Raw genomic sequence first — 25029 nt, 5'->3', positions numbered from 1 at the left:
CAATGCCGAGGCCGGATATCCGGCCCCGGGCGCGTGGTGGCGGGCATATACCGGGACAGGGTGGGTGGCCGCGCGGGACGATGGCGACATAACCGCCGGGCACACGGCGCGTACTGCAGCCCCGCATTGCACGCACGCCGTTATGTCGCTACTGTCCCCTGCGGACAAGCCACGCGCCTCGATGGATCGCCGCATGAACCCGGTACCGGCCTGATATGAACCGCAGGGACGATGTGGGGCTGGACTGGTGGAACAACGGCCTGCAACTGCGCCTTCACTTCCAGCCGACGGGAATGGCCCTTGCCGTGCTGTATGCCCTGGCCTGCTGGACCGCGCGCCAGTATTCGCTGGACCAGTTCTACCTGCCTGCCGGCATTCGCGTCGCCGCCCTGCTGCTCTGTCCGCCACGCCTGTGGGGATACCTGATTCTGGGGGAGTACGCGTACTTCGCCCACATGCGCATCCCGATGATCGACGGCTACGGGCTGCCGTGGGTCGTACTGGGCTCGGCCTCCCTGATGCCGGCCGTGGCGCTGGTCGTTTACCTGCACCGTCGCTGGATGCGGTCCCCCTCGGAGGCGTGGCTGCTCCCGGTGGCCGCCGGCGCCGCCGCCGTGGCCACGATGCTGAAGGTCGCCCTTCCCTACCTGCTCTGGCCGACGCCCCCCACCACCCCGTGGACAGCGACCGCGATACGCTACGCCCTCGGCGACTTTCTCGCCATTCTGGCCCTCGCCCCACTCGCCCTGCTCTGGTCACGGCGACACCTTGCGCCCGGTTGGAACCCGCGGCTGGTGGTGCCCACGGTCGCGTTGATGGTGGTGATGGGCGCACTTGCGCTGGCCTCCACGCTCACCCCGCCCGGCGCCGGCGGGGCACGGACCGGTGTACTGCTGCTGATGGCCTTGCCGGCCATCGCCTTGACCTGCCTGCATGGGTGGCGTGGCGCCGCGATCGGTGTGCCGCTGCTGACGCTGCTGGTCCACTTCACCACGCCCAGCACCGGCACGCCGGGCTCCTTCGATGCAGCGACATTTGCCATGCAGCAGAGCATGGCGGTCATCAGCATCGCGTTGCTGGCACTGGGGTCCATCATCAGCCATTACCGCCGCCAGCATCGTTCGCGCGACGTCGATGAGCGCAGGGTGGTCGCCTCGACCCGCAGCTCGCTGATGGCCAGCGAGATGGAGCTGCGCGACCGGGCGCTGCACCTGCGCCGGATCGGCGAGGGAATGGACCTCTCGCTTGGCGACGTCATGGACTGGCTGAAGGCGCATGGCCACCACGACGCGGCCAGCCGGCTCGAACAGACCTCCGCCGCGCATTCGCGCGAGTTCCGCGCGCTGGCCAGCATGGTCTATCCCACCGCGCTCGAACAGCTCGGGCTGTACCTGGCACTGCAGACCGGCGGCGTTCGCGAGGCGTGGGACCAGACCCACCGCATCGCCCGGCCACGATTGGCCGGCGACCCCTGCCAGTTGACGGTCGGCCTGCAGCTGGCCGCCTACCGCACGTTGACCGATGCGGTGTCGCTGCTGCTCGAACACGAAACCGGGCAGCTCCTTCTCCGTGCGCGCTGCGGCCACCTGCGAAGGCGGCGCGGCATCTTCCTGTCGGTGGCACTGCTGGACACCCGGCGGCATCTGTCCGAGCCGACCACCGCCCTGCTTGCCACGCGGTTGACCGCACGCGCGCTGGCCTACGGCGGCGTGGTGCAGTGCCGCGGCAACCGGGTCCGGCTGGTCCTGCTGGAGATGCCGGTCGCTGCGCCGGCCAGGAGCAGCACCGTGGTGGGCCATTGACCCGCGGCGCGCCACGCTGCGACCGTTGGCCACTTCCGCCGGCCGGCAGGCGTGCCTAAAGTTTCATATGAAATGGCCGCTATCCCTGCCGACCCACTCGACTCCGAGCGTACGCCTCATGCCGGCACTGTTGCAGGGCGCTTTCGACAGCGGCCCCGGTGATGCTTTGCCCCAGCGGATCCTGCTGGTGGAAAACTCGCGCACGTTCACGAGCATGCTGCGCGAGGCGATCGAGCAGCGGCTGGAGCTGCCGGTGTCGGTGGCCACCAGCCTGGCCGAGGCAGGCCGGTTGCTGGACGAGGAACAGGGCTGGTTCCTGGTCCTGACCGGCCTGGTGCTGGCCGATGGCGACCGTGATGGGGTGGTGGAGTTCTTCCTCTCGCGCGGGCTGCCCACGGTGGTGGTCAGCGGGGTGTACGACGAAGACCTGCGCAAGCGCGTGCTGCAGCAGCAGATCATCGATTACGTGCTGAAGAACACGCCCGGCAGCATCGACTACCTGGTGTGGCTGGTGCAGCGCCTGGAGCGCAACCGGCGCATCGCCGCGCTGGTGGTGGACGACTCGTTGTCGGCACGGATGTACGCCGCCTCCCTGCTGCGCATGTACGGCCACGATGTGTACGAAGCCGCCGACGGTGCCGAAGGCCTGAAGGCGATCGAAGCGCACCCGGCGATCCGCCTGGCGGTGGTGGACCAGGAAATGCCGGGCATGGAAGGGGTGGAATTCACCCGCCGCCTGCGCACGCTGAGGTCGCGCGACAAGGTCGCGGTGATCGGCATTTCCGGCAACACCGACCCGTCGCTGATTCCGCGCTTCCTCAAGAACGGCGCCAACGACTTCCTGCGCAAGCCATTCTCGCGCGAGGAGTTCTTCTGCCGCGTCTCGCAGAACGTGGACCAGCTGGAACTGATCGGCACCCTGCAGGACCTGGCCACGCGCGATTTCCTCACCGGGCTGCCCAACCGCCGCTGCTTCCTGGAACAGAGCCAGCGGCAACTGCCGCAGCTGCATCTGGACGGCGAACAGGTGGCCGTGGCGATGATCGATATCGACCATTTCAAACACATCAACGACACCCACGGCCACGAGGCCGGCGACGATGCGCTGCGCGCCGTGGCCGCCGCCGTGGCCGCGCACGCGCGCGACCAGGACCTGATCGCCCGGTTCGGTGGGGAGGAGTTCTGCCTGCTGGTGCCGGGGCTGGACCAGGACGAGGCGATGACCTACTTCGAGGGCCTGCGCCAGGCGATCGCCGCACTGGAGGTGAACCTGGGCGAGACCACCCTGCGCATGACGGTCAGCATCGGTCTGTGCTGCCTGCGTCCGCAGCGCGACTCGCTGCACCGGCTGATTTCCGAAGCCGACCGGCAGCTCTACCTGGCCAAGGCCGGTGGTCGCAACCGGGTCAACTGCACGACCGTGGCCACCAGCGCCAGCGCCCGCGTGCTCGAACCCGCGCTGGCGCCTTGATCGAGATCAACGCGGCCCGGCCGCGTCGTGCCTAGAGTCGTGCCCAGTTGAAAAGCACAGGGAACGCATCATGGCACTTCTGGTCTGGCAGGACGATCTCAACATCGGGATCGAGGTCATCGACCACCAGCACATGCGCATCGTGGAGATGCTCAACCACCTGCATGTCGCGCAGAAGAGCCTGGAGCGGCTGGCGGTGGCCGAGGTGATCGACGAGCTGGTGGACTACACCATGTCGCACTTCGCGTTCGAGGAAGAGCTGATGGAGGAAGCCGGCTATCCGTTCTGCGCCGCGCACAAGCGCGTGCACGAAATCTTCGGCAAGCGCGTGGCCGAGTACCGGCTGCGTTTCCAGGCCGGGGAGGACATCACCGACGAACTGCGCACGATGCTGTCGCGCTGGCTGTTCAACCACATCCGCGGCGACGACAAGGCCTATGCGCCGCAGGTCAAGCAGCACCTCAACCAGTTCGCCCGCGAGCACCAGCAGGGCAGCTGGCTGGGCCGCACGCTGAAGCGGTTCTTCCGCTGATCAGCGCGCGCGCCGGCCCATCGCCAGCAGCGCCACGATGGTGACCAGAGCGGTCAGGCAGAGGTAGTAGCCCACCGCCACCAGCCCGAAACGTTCGGCCAGCCAGGTGGCAACGTACGGTGCCGGCGCCGCGCCGAGAATGCCGGCCAGGTTGAACGACAGCGAGGCACCGGTGTAGCGCACCTGCACCGGATAGATCTCCGCCAGGAACGTGCCGCAGGGGCCGTAGGTCAGGCCCATCAGGAACAGCCCCAGCGACAGGAAGGCCAGCACCATCCACGGGCTGCCGGCCTGGAACAGCGGCGCGAACAGCACGCCGAACGCCAGGATCAGCCCACTGGCAACAATCATCGTGCGACGCGTGCCCCAGCGGTCGCCGTAGCGCGCGGACAACGGGATGCCGGCGGCGAAGAACAGGATGCCGGCCATCTGCAGCAGCAGGAAGTCCTCGCGCGCATAGTGCAGCACGGTCGTGCCGTAGCCGAGGGTGAACACGGTCATCAGGTAGAACAGCACGAAGGTGGCGAACGCCCCGAGCGTGCCCAGCAGCAGCGTCATCGGATGCGCGGTGATCACCGTCCACATCGGCAGGCGCACCCGTTCATTGCGGTCCAGCGCGGCCTGGAACTGCGGCGTCTCGTGGATGTTCAGGCGCACCCACAGCCCGACCGCAACCAGCAGCGAGCTGGCCAGGAACGGCACCCGCCAGCCCCACTGCAGGAAGTCGGCATCGCTCATCGCGCGGCCGAGCAGCAGGAACACGCCGGCCGACAGCAGGAAGCCCAGCGGCGCGCCCAGCTGCGGGAACATGCCGTACCAGGCGCGCTTGCCCGGCGGTGCGTTCTCGGTGGCCAGCAGCACCGCCCCGCCCCACTCCCCGCCCAGCCCCAGGCCCTGGCCGAACCGGCACAGCGCCAGCAGCGCCGGCGCCCACAGGCCGATGCTGGCATGCGTGGGCAGCACCCCGATCAGCACCGTGGACACGCCCATCGTGAGCAGCGCGGCGACCAGCGTGGCCTTGCGGCCGATGCGGTCGCCGTAGTGGCCGAACACCGCCGAGCCGACCGGACGCGCGATGAAGGCCACCGCAAAGGTCGCCAGCGACTGCAGCAGGGCTGCGCCATCGCTGCTGTCGGGGAAGAACAGGTGCGGGAACACCAGCACCGCCGCCGTGGCGTAGATGTAGAAATCGAAGAACTCGATGGTGGTGCCGATCAGGCTGGCCAGCAGCACACGGCGGGGCGAATTGACGGCAGGTGCGGCAGGAGTCGACATCGGGCACACGGAAAGAGGCAGCTGCCGGATTCTGCCACGGCCGTTGCCCGCGGCGGGACGATGGTTGCAGACGTGACTGTCCGCCGCCGACGCCCGCCGCGGGTGTTCACGCCCCCAGGTGGATCCAGGTGGCCTTCAGTTCGGTGTACTTGTCGAAGGCATGCAAAGACTTGTCGCGACCGATGCCGGACTGCCTGTAGCCGCCGAACGGCGCGGTCATGTCGCCACCATCCCACTGGTTGACCCAGACGCTGCCCGCACGCAGGCCGCGTGCCACCCGGTGCGCGCGGCCGAGGTCGCGCGTCCACACGCCCGCCGCCAACCCGTAGACCGTGTCGTTGGCCAGCCGCAGTGCATCGTCCTCATGATCGAACGGAATCACCGCGAGCACCGGACCGAAGATCTCCTCGCGGGCGATGGTGTGCTGCGGATCAACCTCGTCGAACACGGTGGGCTCGACATAGCTGCCGCCCGCCACCACGTTCACGCGCTTGCCGCCCAGCAGCAGGCGGCCGCCCTCGGCTTCGCCACGCGCCACGTAGTCAAGCACGCGGCCGGCGTGGGCGTCGTCGACCAGCGCGCCCATCGCGGCGTCCGGCTCGAACGGATGCTGCGGCTGCATGTGCCGCCCGTAGGCCAGCACCCGCGCCACGAAGGCGTCCTTGATCGTGCGTTGGACCAGCAGCCGCGAGCCGGCCGTGCACACCTCGCCCTGGTTGTAGAAGATCGCGGTGGCGGCCGCCTGTGCGGCCGTGTCCAGGTCCGGTGCATCGGCGAACACCAGGTTCGGGCTCTTGCCGCCGCATTCCAGCCAGGTGCGTTTGAGGTTGGACTGCCCCGCGCACTGCAGCAGCCGCCGGCCGACCGCGGTGGAGCCGGTGAACGCGAGCGCATCCACGTCCATGTGCAGCGCCAGCGGCTCGCCGGTACGCTGCCCGTGACCGGGCAGCACGTTGAACACCCCGTCGGGCACGCCGGCCTCGGCCACCAGCGCCGCCAGCCGCAACGCGCTCAGCGGCGAGCGCTCGGAGGGCTTGAGCACCACCGAATTGCCGGCGGCCAGGGCCGGGGCGATTTTCCAGCACGCCATCAGCAGCGGGAAGTTCCACGGCACGATCGCCGCCACCACGCCGATCGGCTCGCGGGTGATCAGGCCCAGCGTATCCAGCGGCGTCGGCGCCACCTCGCCGTAAACCTTGTCCACCGCCTCGGCGGTCCAGCGCAGGCAGCGCAGCACGCCCGCCAGATCGCCCTGGCGCGCGTCCCGCACCGGCTTGCCCATGTCCAGGGTCTCCAGCAGCGCCAGTTCGTCGGCGTGGCGCTCGACCAGGTCCGCCAGCCGCAGCAGTACCTGTTTACGCTGCGCCGGGGCCGCCCGCGACCAGTGGCCGGCCTCGAAGCTGCGCCGCGCCGCCGCCACGGCGCGGTCCACGTCGAGGTGGTCGGCATCGACAACCTGCGCCAGCACGCGGCCATCGATCGGACTGATGCAGGCATAGCGTGCGCCGCTGGCGGCGTCGACGTAGCGCCCGTCGATGAAGGCCTGGTCGGGAATGTGCAGGCCATCGGCCTGGCGCTGCCAGTCGGCGCGGGTGCGTGCGGCGGTCATCGAGGGCTCCTCGTTCGATCGGTCGGCTACCGGGGTTATACCGGTCGCCCTCACGGCACGCCGTGATGCGACTGCGATAAAGTCGTGACCATCACGACCCTGCGGAGCCGCCATGCCTCGTTCCGAATCGTCACTGAGCGCGCTGTCCCGCCAGGTACCGGCCGATCTGGACGCGTACTGGATGCCGTTCACCGCCAACCGCCAGTTCAAGGCGGCGCCGCGCCTGCTGGTGCGGGCCGAGGGCATGTACTACCACGATGTCGACGACCGCCCGATCCTGGACGGCGCCGCCGGGCTGTGGTGCTGCAACGCCGGCCATGCCCGGCCGCGGATCGTGCAGGCGATCCAGCAGCAGGCGGCCACGCTGGACTTCGCGCCGCCCTTCCAGATGGGCTCGCCGCTGCCGTTCGTGCTGGCCGGGCGCCTGGCGGCCCTGGCACCGGCAACGCTGAACCATGCGTTCTTCACCAACTCAGGCTCCGAAGCGGTGGACACCGCGATGAAGATCGCGCTGGCCTACCACCGCCTGCGCGGCGAGGGGCAGCGCACCCGCTTCATCGGCCGCGAGAAGGCCTATCACGGCGTGGGCTTCGGCGGCCTGTCGATCGGCGGCCTGCCCAACAACCGCAAGACCTTCGGCCCACTGCTGGCCGGCAGCGATTTCCTGCGCCATACCCTGGACCTGGAGCGCAATGCGTTCAGCCCCGGCCTGCCCCGGCATGGCGCCGAACTGGCCGAGGACCTGGAGCGGCTGATCGCGCTGCACGATGCGTCCACCATCGCCGCCGTCTTCGTCGAACCGATTGCCGGGTCGGCCGGCGTGATCCTGCCGGCCCCGGGCTACCTGCAGCGGCTGCGCGAGATCTGCGACCAGCACGGCATCCTGCTGGTGTTCGATGAGGTGATCACCGGTTTCGGCCGGGTCGGCAACGCCTTCGCCGCGCAGCGGTTCGGGGTCACCCCGGACCTGCTGACGATGGCCAAGGGCCTCACCAACGGGGCGGTGCCGATGGGCGCGGTGCTGGCCAGCGACGCGATCCATGCCGCCTTCATGCAGGGCCCGCCGGCCGCCATCGAGTTCTTCCACGGCTATACCTATTCCGGCCACCCGCTGGCGTGCGCGGCGGCGCTGGCGGCGCTGGACACCTATGCCGAGGAGCACCTGTTCCAGCGCGCGATCGAACTGGGCGAGTACTGGCAGACCCGCCTGCACGGCCTGCGCGGCCTGCCCCACGTGATCGACATCCGCACGTTCGGCCTGATCGGCGCGGTTGAACTGGCGCCGCGCAAGGACGCCCCCGGCAGCCGCGGCTACGATGTGTTTGAACGCTGCTTCCGCGATGGTCAACTGCTGGTGCGCTGCACCGGCGACGTGATCGCCCTGTCGCCACCGCTGATCATCGACAAGCCGCAGATCGACCGCATCGTGGACATTCTGGGCGAGGTGATCCGCGCCACCGGCTGATGTCAAGCCCGGCGCGGTTCATGTCGATCAGGTGCCGGCCGGCGACCGGCACTACAATGGTCGGTCACGTTTGGCTCGCGTATCGGATTGCATGGACATTGTCGTCAAAGAAGAACTCAAGGCCTATATCGACCCGCTGACCGCCGAGGAGCACGACGCGCTGGAGCGCAGCATCCTGGCCGAAGGCTGCCGCGATGCGCTGGTGCTGTGGGGCGATGTGCTGGTGGACGGCCACAACCGCTACGGCATCTGCCGCAAGCACGACCTGCCGTTCCAGACCGTGCAGAACACCCGCTTCCAGTCGATGGACGACGTGCACCTGTGGATGATCGAACAGCATCTGGGCCGCCGCAGCGTCTCGGACTTCCAGCGCGGCGTGCTGGCGCTGCGCAAGCGCGACATCCTGGCCGAGCGGCACCGCCTGGAGCAGGCGCAGCTGCAGAAGGAGAGCGATGGCACGGCCACTGCCGACGACGCTGCCGACGATGCCGACAGCCCGCCGTGGGCGCCGGCGCCGAAGGTGAGCCGTGCCGAGATGGCCCGCGAAGCGCGCCTGAGCAACAGCCAGGTCACGATGATCGAACGCATCCACAAGCAGGCCGCGCCGGAACTGGTGGAAGCGGTGAAGACCGGCGTGATCTCGATCAGCGCCGCTGCGGCTGTGGCCGCGCTGCCGGAAGACGAACAGCGCGCCGCCGCCGCTGCCGGCAAGGACGAGCTGAAGCAGGCCGCCAAGCGTGTGCGCGAGGCCAAGCGCAAACCGCGCAAGCCGGTACAGGAGGTGCTGCACAGCGCCGACGATGATGCGGATGCCGACCCGGGCCGTGCGGCCGAGATCGCCGAGGCGCTCACCGCGCTGGGTGAAGGCCCGGCCGAGCTGCGCCAGCGGGTGATCGCGCTGACGCTGGAGAACGACACCCTGCGCCAGCAGTTGGCTGCACTGCGCAGGCAGTTGGCTGAGGCCTGAGGGTTATTGGGTTGCCGGCCAGCGGCCGGCACTACGGTGGACTGGGCATTGCCGGCCAGCGGCCGGCACTACGGTGGACTGGGGGTTGCCGGCCAGCGGCCGGCACTACGGGGGACTGGGGGTTGCCGGCCAGCGGCCGGCACTACGGGGGACTGGGGGTTGCCGGCCAGCGGCCGGCACTACGGTGAACTGGGGGTTGCCGGCCAGCGGCCGGCACTACCGTGGCTTGCGCGGTGCCGGCCAGCGGGCGGTATTGCCGTGGTGGGCGGCTGATCGAGGCGTGGACGGTTTCAGGAATGGATGCGCTGCGGTTGGGTAGACTGCCCGGATGACACCCCTTTCAACGCCCGACCCGCGCCGCGGCCAGTTGCGCCGCCTGAAACTGATCGCGCTGGCGATGCTGCTGGCCATGCTCGCCGGCTTCGTGCTCAGCCACTGGATGGGCGAGCGCGGCGCCTGGGCGTGGGTGGGCGCATTCTGCGAGGCGGCGGCGGTGGGTGCGCTGGCCGACTGGTTCGCGGTGGTGGCGCTGTTCCGCCGCCCGCTGGGGCTGCCGATTCCGCATACGGCCATCATCCCGCACAGCAAGGACCGCATCGCCGACAGCCTGGCGGTGTTCGTGCGCGACCAGTTCCTGGAACCGCAGGCGCTGTTGGCGCGGCTGCAGGTGTTCGATCCGGCCAGCCGGCTGGGCAGTTGGCTGGCCGAACCCGCGCGGGCGCGGATGCTGGCCGACATGGCACGCGGCTGGGCGCTGCAGGCCCTGGACTTCCTCGACGAGGCGGCGGTGCGGCGCAGCATCCAGAGCTTCGTGATCCAGCAGCTGCGGCACTGGAACGCGGCCGCCACCGCCGGCGAACTGCTCGGCCTGCTGACCGCCGACAACCGGCACCAACGGGTGCTGGACGAGGGCCTGAACCGGGTCGGCGACTGGCTGGGCAACGAGGCGGTCAAGCAGCGCGCGTCGGCACTGATCGTGCGCTACATCCAGCGCGAGTGGCCCAAGCTGGCCAGCACGGTCAACTGGGTCAAACCCATCGATGAGATCGGCGACAGCCTGGCCGAGCGGCTCGCGCATGCGGTGCTGGCCGAGCTGCAGCAGATCCTGGCGCAGCCGGAACATCCGCTGCGGCGCGACTACGAGATCTGGCTGGGCGAATACATCCAGCGCCTGCGTACCGATCCGGCACTGGCCGCGCGGGTCGAGGAACTCAAGCAGCAGGTGATCGACCACCCGGCCGTGCAGGACTACGTGCAGGGTCTGTGGGCACGCATCCACGCCAGCCTGCGCGACGACCTGGCCAGCGAGGACTCGGCGCTCGCCGGCCACCTGCGCCGCAGCCTCGCCGCGGTCGGGCAGTCGCTGCAGGACGATCCGGCCCTGCGCGAGGCGCTCAACCAGCATCTGATGGACGGCGCCGAACGGCTCACCAGCCGCCTGCGCGAGGGCGTCACCCAGCACATCGCCCAGACCGTGAAAGGCTGGGACGAGCGCCACCTGGTCGAACAGCTGGAACTGAGCGTGGGCCGCGACCTGCAGTTCATCCGCTTCAACGGCACGCTGGTGGGCGGCCTGATCGGCCTGCTGCTGCACGCCCTGACCGTCTGGCTGCACTGGTAGAGAACGGCGCACTTGACGCTTTGACCGGGTGTTTTTGTGTCGCAGCTCACGTATTCTGCGGCGCATTCAGGGCCGGAGTGGCCTGCCTGGGGGGATCCATGCGCAACACCATCGTGCTGCTGGCGCTGTGCGCGCTGGCGGGCAACGCCGAGGCCGGGCGCATCTACAAATGCGCGGCCAACGGACAGACCATCTACCAGTCGGTGCCCTGCCCGGCCGACCAGGACACCGGCGTGACCCGGCCGATCATCAAGGACCCCAAGCTCAGCTGGGAAGAGCGCAGCCGCGCGCAGCGCGAGCTGTACGACGCGCGCCGTCGCATGCAGGCCGACGCCGGCCGCACGGCCGCGCCGATCCGCGGCACGGTGATCGATGGCGCCGCCGATCCGGAGAAATGCGAGGAGCTGCGGTTCCGCCGCGAGCTGGCCGAAACCCTCAGCGGGCAGAAGGCCCCGCAGCGCATCAACGACGCGGTACGCCAGGCCTGCGCGGCGCGCTGACGACGCTCAACCGGCCGCGGCACGCACTGCGGCCACCAGCGCCTCGATCTGCGCCGGCGGGGTGAAGATGCCCGGCGTCACCCGCAGGCAGGCGCCCGACGCCAGACCTTCGCGCGGCACCACGAACACGCCGGACCCGTGCAGCATGCGTTCGGCGATGGCGGTGTTGGCCGCCATCGTGGTCTGTCCGCGTACGCGGAACGCGGCGATGGCGCTGGACAGGCGCGGGTCCGGCGAGGCCAGCAGTTCGATGCGGTCGTCCCCGCGCAGCGCATCCAGCCACTGGTTGCGCAGCCGCAGCAGCCGCGCCCGCTTGTTGGCCACGCCGATCCGCGCATGCAGCGCCAGCGCCGTGGGCAGGGCCAGGCACGCGGCGAAGTTGAGCGTGCCGGTGTGGACCCGCGCGTCGATGCGGCCGTCGTCGTGCTCGCCCAGGTAAGGCGCAACGTCGTCGATGCGGTCGCGGCGGATGTACACCGCCCCCAGCCCGACCGGGGCGCCGATCCATTTGTGCAGATTGATCCCGGCAAACGCCACGCCCAGCGCCGGCAGCGTGGTATCGACCTGGCCGATGCCGTGTGCCGCATCCAGCAGCACATCCACGCCAGCGGCATGGGCCAGCGCGACGATGTCGGCGACCTGCAGCAGCATGCCGTTGCGATGGTTGACGTGGGTCAGCAGCAGCAGCCGCGTGCGCGGGTGCGCGGCCAGCGCCTGGCGATAGGTCTCCACCACCGCCGCGTGGGTGAACGGCTCCGGCATCGTGATCGCGACGCTGCGCACGCCGCGCCGCTCGCCCAGCCACTGCATCGCGGTGATCATGCTGTCGTAGTCGATATCGGCATGCATCACCGTGTCGCCCGGCGCGAGCCGGCGGTAGCCGGCAATCAGCACCTGCATCGCTTCGGTCGCGCCGCGCGTGATCACGATTTCATCGGGATCCACGCCGAGCATCCGCGCCACCTGCGTGCGTGCCTGCTCCAGCAGCGGCGGAAACGCGCGCCGGCCAAACCAGGCATTGCCCGCGTTCACCCGCCCGGTCCAGGCCTGGTAGGCCTGCAGCACCGGCCGCGCCATCGCGCCCCAGTACCCGTTGTCGAGCATCACCACCGCATCGTCCAGGTCGTACAGCGCCTGCACCTGCTGCCACCAGGCGTCATCGCCGGCCAGGTCGTCGGGCGTGCGCCCGGCGGGGTCTGGCAGGTCGGCACGGTCGAGCCATTCGCAAGGGTCCATCGGCCCAGTATCGCAGCGTTGCGATCGAACGAATTGATAACGCTTGTCGAACGAAATGATAATGACTATCATTCACGCACTGGTTGTACGCCCAGCCCACCGGGCCAGTGCCGCGCGATGCGCACCGGCTGGCTTCGCCCCGTGTACTGCCCCACCCCCATTCGCTTCCGTCCCCGGGTGTGCCGCCAACGGCAGCGTCCCCGTGCCCGGCAGCGGCAAGACGGGCGATGCAGGCGTGCCTGCTCCATCACGTTGTCGCGTGCACCGCGCAAGGCGTGGCCCGCAATGGATTGCCTGACACCTTTTACGCCTGGAACCGCCGCTACCATGATCGCTACGCCCGCTTCGCCGTTGCCCCGCCCGTCCCTGCTGGCCCTCGCCCTGGTTGCCGCGCTCGCCCTGCCCGCACTGCAGGCCCGTGCCGACACCGCCCCGGCCGATGACGCCACCACGCTGGACGCGGTCAAGGTCACCGCCAAGGGCGACATCCCGGATTCCTACACGGTCAAGCAGGCACGTACCGCGACCCGGCTGGACCTGTCGCTGCGCCACACCCCGCAGTCGGTCACGGTGGTCACCCGCCAGCGGCTGGACGACATGGGCCTGTTCGCCCTGTCCGATGTGATGGGCCAGGTGACCGGCGTGCATGTGGCGGTCACCGACAGCGAGCGCATCAACTATGTGTCGCGTGGCTACAACATCACCAATTTCCAGGTCGATGGGATGCTCAACACCTTCGGTGGCTACATCAAGACCAACACCGACAGCGTGATCTACGAGCGCATCGAAGTGGTGCGCGGCGCCACCGGCCTGACCACCGGCGCCGGCGACCCGTCCGGCACCATCAACATGGTGCGCAAGCGCCCGACCGATACCGTGGCGATGAGCGCCAACCTCACCCTCGGCCGCTGGGGCAACCAGCGCATGGAGGTTGACCTGGGCGGTCCGATCGCGCTGGACGGCCGGGTACGCGCCCGCGTGGTTGCGGCCAAGCAGCAGAGCGACTCGTTCCGCGATGTGTACCACCTGGACAAGGACGTCTTCTACGCGATCGTGCAGGCCGACCTGACCGACACCACCCTGCTGGAAGCCGGCTACGAATACCAGTCGCCGGAAACCACGGGCGTCACCTGGGGTGTGGTGCCGTACTGGGGGGTGGATGGCCAGCCGGCCAACCTGCCGCGCTCGACCAATCTGTCGGCACGCTGGAGCAGCTGGCCGATCGTGGAGAAGTCCGCGTTCGCCCGCATCGAACAGCAGCTGGGCGATGGCTGGTCGATCAAGGGCAGCTACACGCGCTCCAAGCGCGAAACCGAAGGCAACGTCTGGTACGGCGCCGCCGGCTATCCGCGCCCGGATGGCAGCGGCGTGGTCGCCTACATCGGTGCCTTCGGCGAGCGCGGCGACATGCAGGTGTTCGACCTCAATGCCGGCGGCCCGTTCCAGCTGTTCGGCCGCGAGCACGAACTGGTGGTCGGTCTCGGCCAGTCGGTGCGCAAGGGCGAGGTGCCGGACGCCTCCGACATCGACTACCCCACCGGCTACGACACGGTGCCGGACTGGCGGCACTGGACCGGCGATGTCGCCCCGCTGGATGTCACCCGCTACCACTGGCTGCAGTCGCAGGACGAGCTGAAGCAGCGCGCCGCCTACATCGCCACCCGCCTGCAGCTGGCCGACCCGCTGATGGCCGTGCTGGGCGCGCGCTACGGCAGCTGGGAAACGCGCAGCTGGACCTACGACCACGACAGCGCCGGCACCCTCACCGGCGCCCGTCGTGGCGGCTACAAGCCCGACGATTCGCTGACCCCCTACGCGGGCCTGATCTACGACTTCGGCGGCGACTTCAGCGCCTATGTCAGCTACACCGACATCTTCCAGCCGCAGAACTACCGCGACAAGAACAACAGCTACCTGGAGCCGGTGGTCGGCGACATGTGGGAAGCCGGCGTCAAGGGCGAGTTCTTCGGCGGGCGCCTGAACACCTCCGCGGCGGTGTTCAAGGGCTTGAAGGACAACGTCGCCGAGGTGGATGATTCGGTACCGGAGGGTTCGCTGCCGGATGGCAGCACCGCCTACCGTTCCACCGGCAAGGGCAACAAGGTCAAGGGCTGGGAACTGGAAGCGCAGGGCAACCTCACCGAGCACTGGAGCCTGTCGGCCGGCTACGCCCACACCACCATCCGCAACCAGCAGGGCGTGCGCCAGAACACCTCCACCCCGGTGAACACCTTCCGGCTCAACACCAGCTGGCGGCCCGGCGGGGTCTGGAACGCGCTGTCGCTCGGCGGCGGCGTGACCTGGCAGAGCGAGATCTGGCGCATGACCAACCGCCCTGCGGCCGACTACCTCACCAGCGGCAAGACCTACAAGTCGCCGATCACCCAGGACGCATTCTTCCTGGTCAGCGCGTTCGCCGGCTACCAGTTCAACGAGAACTTCTCGGCGCAGCTCAACATCAACAACCTGCTGGACAAGAAGTACTACAGCAATGTCGGTTTCTACGACGGCATTTACTGGGGCGAACCGCGCAATGTGCGGCTGACCCTGCGCTGGAAGCTGTAACCGCTGCATTGGACGCGGACCTGCCGGCCCCGTGCCGGTATGGCGCCGCCCCGGCCACGGATGGCCACCTTTTCCTGTCACCGGCTGCGGCCGGTGATGCCCGTTGTTCGACTCGCTATTGCAGGTTTCCGTGAACAGCACGCCCAACGCCAGCTGGCATACCCGCTTCACCGCCTTGTTCGCCCGCCCCTGGCTGGGCGTGCTGTCGCGCTCGATGGCCGCCATCCTGGGGGGCTACGCGCTGGCAGCAACCTGCGCGATGTTCTTCGCCGTCGCACTGCCGATCGCACGCGGTCAGGCCGTACTGACCGGCATGCTGGTGGCCATCGCGCTGTGCGCATGTGCGGCGTTGTGGGCATTCGCCACGCGCACCGCGCTGCGCGCCTGGGTTGGCATCCTGATTCCCACCGGGCTGTTCTGGCTGGGCACGGTACTGATGAGGGCGGGCGCATGAAGAACGGATTCCGCCAATCGATGGCGTGGCTGCACACCTGGACCGGCCTGCTGGTCGGCTGGCTGCTGCTGCTGATCTTCATGGCCGGCACGGCCAGCTACTACCGCGAGGAGATCAGCCGCTGGATGCGCCCGGAGCTGCCGCGCAGCACGGTGGGCGCCGATGTGGCAGCCGAACGCGCGATCGCCTTCCTGCAGCACAAGGCGCCGCAGGCCGAAAGCTGGAACGTGAGCCTGCCCGACCCGCGCAACCCGGCGATGCGCATGTTCTGGCGCAATCCCGAGTCGATGGTCAAACCGCCGGCCGAAGGCGAAAAGCGCAGGCGTCGCGGCGGCGGCCGCTTCGGCGATGCCACGGTGGACCCCAACAGCGGCGAGGAAGTGGCCGCGCGCGAAACCCGTGGCGGCGACTTCTTCTACCGTCTGCACTTCGACCTGCACTACATCCCGGTGCTGTGGGCGCGCTACCTGGTGGGCTTCTGCGCGATGTTCATGCTGGTGGCGATCATCACCGGGGTGATCACCCACAAGAAGATCTTCAAGGACTTCTTCACCTTCCGGAAGGACAAGGGCCTGCGTTCGTGGCTGGACTTCCACAACGTCAGCGCGGTGATGGCCCTGCCCTACCACGCGATGATCACCTACACCGGGATCGTCACGCTGATGTTCATGTACCTGCCGTGGGGGGTGAACGTGGCCTACCCCAAGGATGAGGACGCGTTCTTCAGCGAGGCGTTCGCGCGCCTGGCCGACATCGATACGCCGTCCGAGGGACGCGCGGTGGCACTGCCGATCCAGCAGCTGCTGGACAGCGCGCGCGCCGAATGGAAGGGCGCGGACGTGGGCGGCTTCACCCTGTACCACCCGGGTGCGGCCAATGCGGTGATCGACATCCAGCAGCGCGACGGCAAGCGCCTCTCGGTGGATACGCCGTCGCTGCGCTACAACGCAGTGACCGGCGCGCTCATCGAGGCCAGCCCGGCCTCCGGTGGCGCCACCCAGACCCGCGGCGTGATGTACGGCCTGCACCTGGCGCGCTTCGCCGACTGGGGCCTGCGTGCACTGTTCTTCCTGTCCGGGCTGGTCGGCTGCCTGATGGTTGCCAGCGGCGTGGTGCTGTGGGCGGTCAAGGAACGGCCCAAGCATGCCAAGTCGGGCAAGATCGGCTTCGGTCTGCGCCTGGTGGACGCGCTCAACATCGGTGCGGTGGCCGGCCTGCCGATCGCGTTCGCGGCGTACTTCTGGGGCAACCGGCTGCTGCCGCTGCAGATGGCCGAGCGTTCAACGGCCGAAGCCAACGTGTTCTTCTACGCGTGGGGCGCGGCCCTGCTGGCCGCGTTCCTCTGGCCCAAGCGGATGATGTGGGCGTGGCAGCTGTACCTGGGGGCGGCGTTGTTCGCGCTGATCCCGGTGGTGAACGCACTGACCACGCACGCGCACCTGGGCGTGACCCTGCGCAGTGGCGACTGGGTGCTGGCCGGGTTCGACCTCACCATGATCGCCTTCGGCGCGATGCTCGCTTACTGTGGCCTGCGCATGCAGCGCTGGCAGCCGGCCCTGAGCGCGGCCGAGAAGAAGCGTCGCCAGCAGGCGGCCGCCGCCGCTGCGGAGGCCACCGCATGATGCTGCTGGCCATTACCCTGTGTTTCTCCGGCTTCACCGCCCTGTCGCTGGCAATGGAGAAGCACCAGCAGGACCTGCACGGCAAAGCACAGGCCGCCCCGGCACGCATGCGCCTGTGGCGCTGGGTGGGCTGGACGCTGCTGACGGTGGCGTTTGCCCTGTGCGTGGCCGATCACGGCTGGGCATTGGGGCCGGTGCTGTGGCTGGGCGCCCTCACCTTCGGCGGTCTGCTGATCGCCTTCGGTCTGTATCCGTTCCGCCCCCGCTGGATCGTGCCCCTGGCGTGGGCGCTGCCGGTGATCGGGACGGTGGTGGCGCTGTTCTGAGCCCTGTTGCCCGCTGCGGCGGGCGGGCCGCCGCGGCGGCGCTCAGGGCACCAGTGAAAACACGTGCGCCGGTGCGGGCTGGCCGTCGATGACCAGGCGGTTGCGCGCCACGCTCTCGCGCAGCGCACCGGACTTCACCGCCACGCGCTCGCTGGCCAGGTTGCCCACCGCCACCACGATCTCCACGCGCTGCAGGCCCAGCGGCCCGAACGCCTCGGCCGCCAGCGCGCGCACCACGCGGGTGGCGATGCCCTCGCCCTGCCGGGACTGCCGCACCCAGTAGCCCAGGTTGCAGAACCGGTGATCGTGCCGGATCGCGTTCAACCCGGCGCCGCCGACGAATGCGCCGGTGTCCGGGTCGAACACGCCGTACTCGTAGGCGGTGGTCGCTGCGCGGCCGCTGCGGCAGGCCTGGAACCACGACAGCGCCTGCTCGACGCCGTAGTCGGTGGAGCACCACGGCATCCAGCGCCGCATGCCCTCGGCCGTCTCCCGCACCGCCGCGGCGAACGCGGCGGCGTCGGCATCCTCGAACGGACGCAGCAGCAGTCCGTCGGCGAGAAGCTGGCTGGCGTCCATGTCAGCCTCTCTCCATCACGCGCCGTAGCGGCGCAGTTCCCAGGCGCGGTGGATGCGCGGGTTGCGCTCGAAATCGTCGCCGATGGTCTCGGCGGAAATCTCTTTGCACTCGGCAAATTCCTTGATCGCTTCTTCGTCCAGCTTGAAGCGGCGGAAGTTATTGGAGAAGTACAGCACGCCTTCCGGGCTCAACCGTGCCACGGCCGCCCGCAGCAGGCGGACGTGCTCGCGCTGGACGTCGAAGTCCTCGGCGCGGGCGGAGTTGGAGAAGGTCGGCGGATCGCAGAAGATCACGTCGAAGCGGTGCCGCTCGGCTTCCAGCCACGCCAGCGCATCGGCCTGGATCAGCTGATGCTGGCTGCCGCCCTTGCCGTTCAGCGCCAGGTTGTCGGCACACCACTGCAGGTAGGTGCCGGACAGATCCACGCTGGTGGTCGACGCCGCACCGGCCACCGCTGCCTGCACACTGGCCACGCCGGTGTAGCAGAACAGGTTGAGGAAGCGCTTGCCGATCGCCTCCTGGGCCATGTGCCAGCGCAGCGGGCGGTGGTCCAGGAACAGGCCGGTGTCGAGGTAATCGAACAGGTTCACGCGCAGCAGGGCGTCGTTCTCGCGCACCAGCACGAACTCGCCGCGCTGTTCGAAGCGGCCGTACTTGCTGCCGCCCTTGCCGCGCTCGCGCGACTTCAGTGCGACCTGCTCGGCCGGCACCTGGAACACTTCGCGGGCGGCCGACAGCAGCTCGTTGCGGCGGCGGCGCACGTCGACATCGGGAATGGTTGCCGGTGCCGCATATTCCTGCACGTGCAGGAAGGTGCGGCGCGCGCCGCCGTCTTCTTCGTAGACGTCGATCGCGGCGGCGTACTCGGGCAGATCGGCGTCGTACACGCGGTAGCAGGTGATCGCCTCGCGGGCGCGCCAGTTCTTGAACTTCTTGATGTTCTTGCGCAGGCGGTTGGCCACCATCTGCGCGCCTTCGCTCAGCTCACGTGGCTGGCCGGCGTTCTCACGCTGCGGCACCGCGATCGGATCGCAGACGATCAGCGCGCATTCGATGGCGCCGTTGAACAGCTGGTACTTCTTGTTGGCGCGCAGGCCGGTGGCGAACGCCAGATCGGCACTGCCGCACAGCAGGCTGGCGCGCCACTGCGGCACCGCACGCTTGAGCGCATCGCCGAGGCGGCGATACAGCACCGCGTCGGCCGCCAGGCGCTCGTCGTACGGCGGGTTGCACACCACGCAGCCGGTTTCCTGCGGCGGCACCTGCATGTCGGCCACATCGCGCACGCCGAACCAGATCGCCTCGGCCACACCGGCGGTCTCGGCGTTTTCCTTGGCGGCACGGATCGCATGCGGATCGATGTCGCTGCCGTGGATCACCTGCTTGAGCGCGGCGCGCCCGGCCGTCTCGCGCTCGCGCGCGTCGGCCATCAGCGTGTTCCAGGCATCCCGGTCGAAGCCCAGCCAGCGGCTCGGCGGAATGCTGCCGTGGCGCTGCAGGCCCGGGGCGACGTCGGCGGCCATCAGCGCGCCTTCGATCAGCAGCGTGCCGCTGCCGCACATCGGATCGAGCAGGCCACCGCCTTCGGCATGGATCTTCGGCCAGTTGGCGCGCATCAGCACGGCCGCGGCCAGGTTTTCCTTCAACGGCGCTTCGTTCTGCGCCATGCGCCAGCCGCGGCGGTGCATCGGGCCACCGCCAAGGTCGATGGAGATGCTTGCCCGGCCCTTGCGCAGCGACAGGTTGATGCGCACATCGGGGAACTCGGTGTTCACCGACGGCCGTTCCAGGCCCTTGGCGCGCAGGCTGTCCACCACCCCGTCCTTGACCCGCTGCGCGGCGAAGCGCGCGTGGGTGATCTCGGTACCGGACACGTGCGCGTCCACCGACAGGGTCAGCTCCGGGCTGATGTGCTGGTCCCACGCCATCGCCGAAACACCCTGGTACAGCGAGCCCTCGTCCGGGCAGTCGAACTCGGTCAACGGCCACAGCACGCGGCTGGCCAGGCGCGACCACAGCACCACCTTCAGTGCCTGCGGCAGTTCACCCTCGGCGTTGACGCCGGCGATGGTGGCGGTGGCCTTGTCCAGGCCAAGCGCCAGCAGTTCGTCGGCGAGCAGGTACTCCAGGCCCTTGGCGCAGGAAACAAAGAATTTCACGGAATCGGTATCGCAGGTCAGCGGAAAGGGGGTGCCCACCGGGCACGGCAAGCGAGCCGGCGCGGGGCCGGGACGGCCATTGTACGGTAGAGCCGGGCTCTGCCCGGCTGGCGGGGGCCTGTGTCGTGGGGGGTGCCGGCCGCTGGCCGGCTCCCCACCTCAATCCAGCGACTGCAGCAGGTCCTCGAAGGCCCTGGCCGAGACCTCGACGTGGTTGTTCAGCCGATGCCCGTCATCCACCAGCAGCAGCCGCGCCGAGCGCGCCTGCGCCCAGGCGATGACCTGTGCCGGCGGAATCAGTTCGTCGTGCCAGGCGTGGACCACGCTGGTCGGCACCGGGGCGGCGTCCAGCACCGGCATCGGTCCCATCGTGGTCGGCGGCACCATCAGGAACAGGCCGCGGGTGGGCACCTGCAGCGAGGCGATGGCCGAGATGTAGGCCCCCAGGCTGGAACCGGCCAGCACCACCGGGCCACGTGCGGCCGCCGCCGTGGCCAGGCCGACCAGGCGCTGCAGGCGGGCGCGGACGTCGCCGACGCTGCTCACCGCACGCATCGCGTCCAGGTCGGTGTAGTCCGGGCGTTCGTGGGTCCAGCCCAGGCGCTGGGCGACCTCGGCCAGCGCGGTGACCTTGGTGGCGTCCGGGCCGCTCTCGAAGCCGTGGGAAAGGATGCAGTGGCCGCGGCTCATGCACGCGCCCTGCAGGATTGGATATGAGCGTTCATGGCGGAATGCTAGCATCGCGCCATGCCCGGCCGCGCCCCGCCCCCGATCGACCTGCAGCCCCTGCCCTATGTGGCACGGTTGGGCGAACGCGCCCCGGCCGACATCGATCTGGTGGTGATCCACTGCACCGAGCTGCCGGACCTGGCGATGGCCCGCGACTACGGCGAGCGCGTGCTGTACGACAGCGGCAGCGGCAACAGCGGGCACTACTACATCGACCGCGATGGCCGCATCGTGCAGTACGTGCCGTTGGACCGCATCGCCCACCATGTCAGCGGCTACAACCCGCGCTCGGTCGGCGTTGAACTGGTCAACACCGGGCGCTACCCGCACTGGCTGGATTCGCGCCACCAGGCGATGGACGAGCCGTACACCGACGCGCAGATCGCCGCGCTGATCGATCTGCTCCAGCACCTGTGCGACGCGCTGCCTGCGCTGCGGCACATCGCCGGTCACGAATGGCTGGATACGCGCGAGGAAACAGCCACCGACGATCCGGAGCGGCGGGTCCCGCGAAAGCGCGATCCAGGCCCGCTGTTCCCGTGGCCACGCGTGTTGGCGGCGGTACCGCTGCAGCCCCTGCACGGATAACGCGGACCGGGGCCCGCTGCCGTTTCCGTGCCCGCCGCGTCCGCTCAGGGGCCGGTGGCGACCGGCCGATCCGTGTCGTTGAGCCAGCCGCTCCAGGAATCGGCATAGATCCGCGCGCCGTGCAGGCCGGCCACTTCCATCGCTAGCAGCAAGTGACAGGCGGTGACGCCCGAGCCGCACATCAGCACCACCTGGTCCGGGTCGTGGTTGCCGATCAGCGGGCGCAGCGCGGCCTGCAGATCCGCTGCCGGGCGCAGGCGCCCGTCGTGGACGTTCAACGCGAACGGACGGTTGACCGCGCCGGGGACGTGCCCGGCGACCGGGTCCAACGGCTCCACCTCGCCACGGAACCGCTCGCCGGCGCGCGCATCCAGCAGCCAGCCCGGTGCATGCTTCAGGCGGGCGGCCACTTCGGCGGCCGAGGCGATCTGGCTGCGGTCGAACTGGCCGGGATACGGCGGCAGCACCGGCACCTGCGGCACCTCGGCGGTCAGCGCCAGACCGGCGGCCTGCCAGGCGGCGAGGCCTCCATCGAGCACGGCAACACGACGGTGCCCGATCAACCGCAGCAGCCACCACAGGCGCGCGGCGGCCATGCTGCCGTCCCCGGCGTCGTAGACCACCACCTGCGTCTCCGGCCCGATGCCCCACTGCCCGAGCCGTGCGGCGAAGTCCGCACTGTCCGGCAGCGGGTGACGTCCCTGGCCGCGCTTGCCCATGTCGGCCAGGTCGCGGTTGAGGTCGGCGTACAGCGCACCGGGCAGGTGCCCCTGGGCATAGGCCTGCGCGCCCGACTGCGGGTCGGCCAGCGAGAAGCGGGCATCGACCACGCGCACGGCGGTGCTGGCGGTGGCACGCGCGTCGAGCACGCGCGCCCCGCCCTGCTGCAGGGCGTCCGCGAGCGCGGCAACATCGACCAGGGTGGTCCAGGGAAGCGGTGCGGAAGTCATTCGGTCTGCTCCAGGCGGCGACGCAGGTTGTAGAGAATGGCGGCGGTGGCGCCCCAGATGCGTTGGCCCGGCCAGCCGTACTCCAGCACGTGGCGGATGCGGCCGCGATGGTCGATCTCCACCTGGTGCAGGTTGGCCGGCTCCATCAGATAGTTCAGCGGCACTTCGAACACTTCGGCCACTTCATCCGGTTGCGGCACCGCCACGAAGGCCGGATCGATCACCGCCACCACCGGCATCACCCGGTAGCCGGTGATCGTGACGAAGGGATCCAGGTAGCCGAGCACCTGTACCTGATCGTGCTTGAGCGCGATTTCCTCATCGCTCTCGCGGATCGCCGCGGCCACGGCATCGCGGTCGTCCGCCTCCATGCGTCCGCCGGGAAAACCGACCTGGCCGCCGTGATGGCGCAGGGTGTCAGTGCGCCGGGTCAGCAGCACCTGGGCGCCGCCCTCGCGTGGAATGATGCCGGCAAGCACCGCCGCTTCCACCGGTGGCCCGGGCGGCAGCAGATCGCTCAGTTCGCTGCGGTTCCAGCCGTCGCCGGTCGGTGGCGCATCCAGTGGATGCAGGGCGCGCATCAACCGCGCGTGTTCGGCCAGCGAGCCACGCAGCGATTGCCGCAACTGCTCGCGCAGCGGCAGGGTGTGCTGCATGACATGGGTCTGTTCGTGACGGCTCATCGTTCGCCAGCGGGTGATTTCATCCACGGTGCGCAGACACCCCGCGCAGAAATCGGCGCGGTCCAGCGCGCAGATGCCGATGCAGGGCGTGGGTATTGCACGCGGGGGGGCGTCCAGTGATTGCACCACGCCACAGTAGCGCGATTGGCGGGCGGGATCGATAGCGCCAATACGGCGGATGCCGCAAACAAAAACGCGCCGATGTTTCCATCGGCGCGTCGTTGTGTCTGCCTGATCTTACTTGACGCTGATCAGCTTGATTTCGAACTGCACAGCGACGTTCGGCGGGAACGGCGTGCGCGGATCGGCACCATAGGCCTGTTCCGGCGGCAGCGTCACTTCCCACTTCGAGCCGGCCGGCATCAGCAGCAGCGCTTCGCGCATGGCCTTCATCTCGACTTCGCTCACCTTCATTGCCGGGATCTGCTGCGCCGGGCGGGCTTCGGCCGGACGGGTGCCGTACGGGTACGGGCCAGCGACTTCCAGCTGCACGGTGCTAGCCTGGGTCGGCTTTGCGCCGCTGCCGGCTTCGACCACGCGGTACTGCACGCCGCTCGGCAGCGTCTGCACGCCGGACTTGGCCTTGTTGGCGGCCAGGAACTGGGTGCTCTTGGTCTTGTTCTCGGCGGCGGCCTTGTCGTACTCGGCCTTGGCGGCCTGCGCACGACCCTGCTCACGCTTCTGGAACGCCTCGACGGCCGGCTTCAGCTGGTCGGCGGTGATCGCCGGCTGCTTCTTGGCGTAGGCATCCTGCAGGCCCTTCACCACCGAGTTGATGTCCAGCTGTTCACCGCGCGCGGTCAGCTCAGCCAGATTGTTGCCGTAGTCGTAACCGAAGTAATAGCTCAGCTTGCCCTTTTCGGACGAGGTGTCCTGGGCGAAGGCATTGCCCGTCAGGGCCAGGGCCGCGACGGCGACCGCGATAGAACGCAACTTCATCAAACATTTCTCCAGGGGTGGTAACTCAGGACGCGTTGGGCCGCCCTGAGGCGACGGGTTAGGATAGCCGCCGCAACGTTGAACCGCCACTAACGACGAAAGCTCTGACCTGACTTCGTTTCAAGAGTTCAACCTCACTTTTTTTTAACGTTTTTCCAGGAGCCCCGCCGTGGCCGATTTCCCCCTCGCCGTGACCGATGACGGCGCCGTCCGCACCCTCGTCGTGAACCGCCCGGACAAGCTCAATGCGCTCGACCGGGCCACGCTGGAGGCGCTTTACAGCGCGTTTTCAGCGGCGGAGGCCGATCCGGCAGTGCGCGTGGTGGTCCTCACCGGGGCCGGCCCGAAGGCGTTCGTGGCCGGGGCGGACATCGCCGAAATGAATGGACTGAGCGCGGTTCAGGGACGTGATTTCTCCGCGCTCGGGCAGAAATTGATGCGCTGCATCGAACGCATGCCCAAGCCGGTGATCGCGCGGATCAATGGATTTGCGCTGGGCGGTGGCCTGGAACTGGCCATGGCCTGCCACCTGCGCATCGCCGCTGATACCGCCAAAGTCGGCCAACCGGAGATCAACCTGGGGCTGAGTCCGGGCTTCGGCGGCACCCAGCGCCTGCTGCGCCTGTGCGGCCGCGCCGCCACGCTGGAACTGTGCCTGCTGGGCACACCGATCACGGCCGAACGTGCGCTGCAACTCGGCATCGTCAACGACGTTGTTGCCGCCGATGCGCTGGATGCCCGGGTGCAGGCGCTGGCCCAGCAGCTGGCCCAGGCTGCGCCGCTGGCGCTGCGCGGCATCCTCGATGCCGTCCATGTCGGCGGCGAGTGTGCGCTGGAGGAAGGCCTGGCATACGAGACCGCGCAGTTCGGCCTGATGTTCGCCACCGAGGACATGCGCGAAGGCACCGCGGCCTTCCTTGCCCGGCGCCCGCCGGTGTTCCAGAACCGCTGACCAT

General features: G+C 69.1%; 22 protein-coding genes. 13 read left to right on the top strand and 9 right to left on the bottom strand.

The genetic code is table 11. The features are described 5' to 3' along the window. The first annotated feature begins 215 nt into the window (after nt 1-215). From ACLB90_RS16675 to ACLB90_RS16665, 3 genes are all read left to right on the top strand, one after another. On the top strand, nt 216-1802 hold the full coding sequence (locus ACLB90_RS16675; protein WP_411850510.1) for an MASE1 domain-containing protein: 1587 nt from the start codon (nt 216-218) through the stop codon (nt 1800-1802). A gap of 118 nt (nt 1803-1920) precedes the next feature. Then, on the top strand, nt 1921-3273 hold the full coding sequence (locus tag ACLB90_RS16670; RefSeq protein WP_411850509.1) for a diguanylate cyclase: 1353 nt from the start codon (nt 1921-1923) through the stop codon (nt 3271-3273). 70 nt (nt 3274-3343) lie between these two features. Further along, complete coding sequence (locus tag ACLB90_RS16665; RefSeq protein WP_411850508.1) at nt 3344-3805, top strand: bacteriohemerythrin; 462 nt, start codon at nt 3344-3346, stop codon at nt 3803-3805. On the opposite strand, the gene ACLB90_RS16660 is transcribed toward ACLB90_RS16665, so the two are convergent. After that, nucleotides 3806-5080 carry an MFS transporter gene (locus tag ACLB90_RS16660; protein WP_411850507.1) on the bottom strand — a complete coding sequence of 425 codons (1275 nt, stop codon included), beginning with the start codon at nt 5078-5080 and terminating at the stop codon, nt 3806-3808. A gap of 106 nt (nt 5081-5186) precedes the next feature. After that, nucleotides 5187-6689, bottom strand: coding sequence for an aldehyde dehydrogenase (locus ACLB90_RS16655; RefSeq protein WP_411850506.1), 1503 nt, complete (start codon nt 6687-6689; stop codon nt 5187-5189). 112 nt (nt 6690-6801) lie between these two features. Between ACLB90_RS16655 and ACLB90_RS16650 the strand changes: the two genes are divergently transcribed. From ACLB90_RS16650 to ACLB90_RS16635, 4 genes are all read left to right on the top strand, one after another. Then, nucleotides 6802-8154 carry an aspartate aminotransferase family protein gene (locus ACLB90_RS16650; protein ID WP_411850505.1) on the top strand — a complete coding sequence of 451 codons (1353 nt, stop codon included), beginning with the start codon at nt 6802-6804 and terminating at the stop codon, nt 8152-8154. Between the two features lie 91 nt (nt 8155-8245). After that, nucleotides 8246-9121 (top strand): plasmid replication/partition related protein, encoded by an 876-nt coding sequence (locus tag ACLB90_RS16645; RefSeq protein ID WP_411850504.1) that lies wholly within the window; start codon nt 8246-8248, stop codon nt 9119-9121. A 328-nt stretch (nt 9122-9449) separates the two neighbouring features. After that, a complete protein-coding gene (locus ACLB90_RS16640) occupies nt 9450-10742 on the top strand; it encodes a DUF445 domain-containing protein (protein WP_411850503.1) in 1293 nt (430 codons plus the stop codon). A gap of 98 nt (nt 10743-10840) precedes the next feature. Continuing rightward, a complete protein-coding gene (locus tag ACLB90_RS16635) occupies nt 10841-11242 on the top strand; it encodes a DUF4124 domain-containing protein (RefSeq protein ID WP_411850502.1) in 402 nt (133 codons plus the stop codon). Nucleotides 11243-11248: 6 nt separating this feature from the next. Here ACLB90_RS16635 and ACLB90_RS16630 read toward each other — a convergent pair whose 3' ends face one another. Further along, a complete protein-coding gene (locus ACLB90_RS16630; protein WP_411850501.1) occupies nt 11249-12478 on the bottom strand; it encodes an aminotransferase class V-fold PLP-dependent enzyme in 1230 nt (409 codons plus the stop codon). A gap of 327 nt (nt 12479-12805) precedes the next feature. Between ACLB90_RS16630 and ACLB90_RS16625 the strand changes: the two genes are divergently transcribed. The 4 genes from ACLB90_RS16625 to ACLB90_RS16610 all read left to right on the top strand — a co-directional run bounded on the left by ACLB90_RS16625 (nt 12806) and on the right by ACLB90_RS16610 (nt 17445). Further along, the gene (locus ACLB90_RS16625; RefSeq protein WP_411850500.1) at nt 12806-15043 is read left to right on the top strand and encodes a TonB-dependent siderophore receptor; all 2238 of its coding nucleotides are present in this window, start codon (nt 12806-12808) and stop codon (nt 15041-15043) included. Nucleotides 15044-15173: 130 nt separating this feature from the next. Beyond that, on the top strand, nt 15174-15497 hold the full coding sequence (locus tag ACLB90_RS16620) for a DUF3649 domain-containing protein (protein ID WP_411850499.1): 324 nt from the start codon (nt 15174-15176) through the stop codon (nt 15495-15497). Continuing rightward, complete coding sequence (locus ACLB90_RS16615) at nt 15494-17119, top strand: PepSY-associated TM helix domain-containing protein (RefSeq protein WP_411850498.1); 1626 nt, start codon at nt 15494-15496, stop codon at nt 17117-17119. The genes ACLB90_RS16620 and ACLB90_RS16615 overlap by 4 nt, the downstream gene beginning before the upstream one ends. Continuing rightward, nucleotides 17116-17445, top strand: coding sequence for a DUF3325 domain-containing protein (locus ACLB90_RS16610; protein WP_411850497.1), 330 nt, complete (start codon nt 17116-17118; stop codon nt 17443-17445). The genes ACLB90_RS16615 and ACLB90_RS16610 overlap by 4 nt, the downstream gene beginning before the upstream one ends. A 42-nt stretch (nt 17446-17487) precedes the next feature. Here ACLB90_RS16610 and ACLB90_RS16605 read toward each other — a convergent pair whose 3' ends face one another. The 3 genes from ACLB90_RS16605 to ACLB90_RS16595 form a co-directional block, all read right to left on the bottom strand. Further along, nucleotides 17488-18024, bottom strand: coding sequence for a GNAT family N-acetyltransferase (locus ACLB90_RS16605; protein ID WP_411850496.1), 537 nt, complete (start codon nt 18022-18024; stop codon nt 17488-17490). 15 nt (nt 18025-18039) lie between these two features. Continuing rightward, a complete protein-coding gene (gene rlmKL, locus ACLB90_RS16600; RefSeq protein WP_411850495.1) occupies nt 18040-20184 on the bottom strand; it encodes a bifunctional 23S rRNA (guanine(2069)-N(7))-methyltransferase RlmK/23S rRNA (guanine(2445)-N(2))-methyltransferase RlmL in 2145 nt (714 codons plus the stop codon). 159 nt (nt 20185-20343) lie between these two features. Continuing rightward, nucleotides 20344-20874, bottom strand: coding sequence for a hypothetical protein (locus ACLB90_RS16595; protein ID WP_411850494.1), 531 nt, complete (start codon nt 20872-20874; stop codon nt 20344-20346). 57 nt (nt 20875-20931) lie between these two features. Here ACLB90_RS16595 and ACLB90_RS16590 point away from each other — a divergent pair, with 57 nt between their 5' ends. After that, a complete protein-coding gene (locus ACLB90_RS16590) occupies nt 20932-21501 on the top strand; it encodes an N-acetylmuramoyl-L-alanine amidase (RefSeq protein WP_411850493.1) in 570 nt (189 codons plus the stop codon). Between the two features lie 44 nt (nt 21502-21545). Here ACLB90_RS16590 and ACLB90_RS16585 read toward each other — a convergent pair whose 3' ends face one another. The 3 genes from ACLB90_RS16585 to ACLB90_RS16575 form a co-directional block, all read right to left on the bottom strand. Continuing rightward, on the bottom strand, nt 21546-22451 hold the full coding sequence (locus tag ACLB90_RS16585) for a sulfurtransferase (protein ID WP_411850492.1): 906 nt from the start codon (nt 22449-22451) through the stop codon (nt 21546-21548). Then, on the bottom strand, nt 22448-23251 hold the full coding sequence (locus tag ACLB90_RS16580; protein ID WP_411852782.1) for a CoA pyrophosphatase: 804 nt from the start codon (nt 23249-23251) through the stop codon (nt 22448-22450). The genes ACLB90_RS16585 and ACLB90_RS16580 overlap by 4 nt, the downstream gene beginning before the upstream one ends. Before the next feature lie 120 nt (nt 23252-23371). Beyond that, nucleotides 23372-24073: an FKBP-type peptidyl-prolyl cis-trans isomerase N-terminal domain-containing protein gene (locus ACLB90_RS16575; RefSeq protein ID WP_411850491.1), complete on the bottom strand. Its 702-nt coding sequence runs from the start codon at nt 24071-24073 to the stop codon at nt 23372-23374. A gap of 169 nt (nt 24074-24242) precedes the next feature. Between ACLB90_RS16575 and ACLB90_RS16570 the strand changes: the two genes are divergently transcribed. Beyond that, nucleotides 24243-25025 carry an enoyl-CoA hydratase/isomerase family protein gene (locus tag ACLB90_RS16570; RefSeq protein ID WP_411850490.1) on the top strand — a complete coding sequence of 261 codons (783 nt, stop codon included), beginning with the start codon at nt 24243-24245 and terminating at the stop codon, nt 25023-25025. Nucleotides 25026-25029: the final 4 nt, after the last annotated feature.

Source organism: Stenotrophomonas sp. LGBM10 (assembly GCF_046736075.1).
In the GTDB taxonomy this organism is placed as follows: Bacteria; Pseudomonadota; Gammaproteobacteria; order Xanthomonadales; family Xanthomonadaceae; genus Stenotrophomonas.
Note: the sequence above shows the minus strand (reverse complement) of the source record. Positions and strands in the feature narration are given on the sequence as shown.

What these genes read in the sequence shown, in the direction of transcription:
- ACLB90_RS16675 (WP_411850510.1), top strand. Translation starts at nt 216, where the DNA reads ATGAACCGCAGGGACGATGTGGGGCTGGACTGGTGGAACAACGGCCTG.
- ACLB90_RS16670 (WP_411850509.1), top strand. Translation starts at nt 1,921, where the DNA reads ATGCCGGCACTGTTGCAGGGCGCTTTCGACAGCGGCCCCGGTGATGCT.
- ACLB90_RS16665 (WP_411850508.1), top strand. Translation starts at nt 3,344, where the DNA reads ATGGCACTTCTGGTCTGGCAGGACGATCTCAACATCGGGATCGAGGTC.
- ACLB90_RS16660 (WP_411850507.1), bottom strand. Translation starts at nt 5,080, where the DNA reads ATGTCGACTCCTGCCGCACCTGCCGTCAATTCGCCCCGCCGTGTGCTG.
- ACLB90_RS16655 (WP_411850506.1), bottom strand. Translation starts at nt 6,689, where the DNA reads ATGACCGCCGCACGCACCCGCGCCGACTGGCAGCGCCAGGCCGATGGC.
- ACLB90_RS16650 (WP_411850505.1), top strand. Translation starts at nt 6,802, where the DNA reads ATGCCTCGTTCCGAATCGTCACTGAGCGCGCTGTCCCGCCAGGTACCG.
- ACLB90_RS16645 (WP_411850504.1), top strand. Translation starts at nt 8,246, where the DNA reads ATGGACATTGTCGTCAAAGAAGAACTCAAGGCCTATATCGACCCGCTG.
- ACLB90_RS16640 (WP_411850503.1), top strand. Translation starts at nt 9,450, where the DNA reads ATGACACCCCTTTCAACGCCCGACCCGCGCCGCGGCCAGTTGCGCCGC.
- ACLB90_RS16635 (WP_411850502.1), top strand. Translation starts at nt 10,841, where the DNA reads ATGCGCAACACCATCGTGCTGCTGGCGCTGTGCGCGCTGGCGGGCAAC.
- ACLB90_RS16630 (WP_411850501.1), bottom strand. Translation starts at nt 12,478, where the DNA reads ATGGACCCTTGCGAATGGCTCGACCGTGCCGACCTGCCAGACCCCGCC.
- ACLB90_RS16625 (WP_411850500.1), top strand. Translation starts at nt 12,806, where the DNA reads ATGATCGCTACGCCCGCTTCGCCGTTGCCCCGCCCGTCCCTGCTGGCC.
- ACLB90_RS16615 (WP_411850498.1), top strand. Translation starts at nt 15,494, where the DNA reads ATGAAGAACGGATTCCGCCAATCGATGGCGTGGCTGCACACCTGGACC.
- ACLB90_RS16610 (WP_411850497.1), top strand. Translation starts at nt 17,116, where the DNA reads ATGATGCTGCTGGCCATTACCCTGTGTTTCTCCGGCTTCACCGCCCTG.
- ACLB90_RS16605 (WP_411850496.1), bottom strand. Translation starts at nt 18,024, where the DNA reads ATGGACGCCAGCCAGCTTCTCGCCGACGGACTGCTGCTGCGTCCGTTC.
- ACLB90_RS16595 (WP_411850494.1), bottom strand. Translation starts at nt 20,874, where the DNA reads ATGAGCCGCGGCCACTGCATCCTTTCCCACGGCTTCGAGAGCGGCCCG.
- ACLB90_RS16590 (WP_411850493.1), top strand. Translation starts at nt 20,932, where the DNA reads ATGCCCGGCCGCGCCCCGCCCCCGATCGACCTGCAGCCCCTGCCCTAT.
- ACLB90_RS16585 (WP_411850492.1), bottom strand. Translation starts at nt 22,451, where the DNA reads ATGACTTCCGCACCGCTTCCCTGGACCACCCTGGTCGATGTTGCCGCG.
- ACLB90_RS16575 (WP_411850491.1), bottom strand. Translation starts at nt 24,073, where the DNA reads ATGAAGTTGCGTTCTATCGCGGTCGCCGTCGCGGCCCTGGCCCTGACG.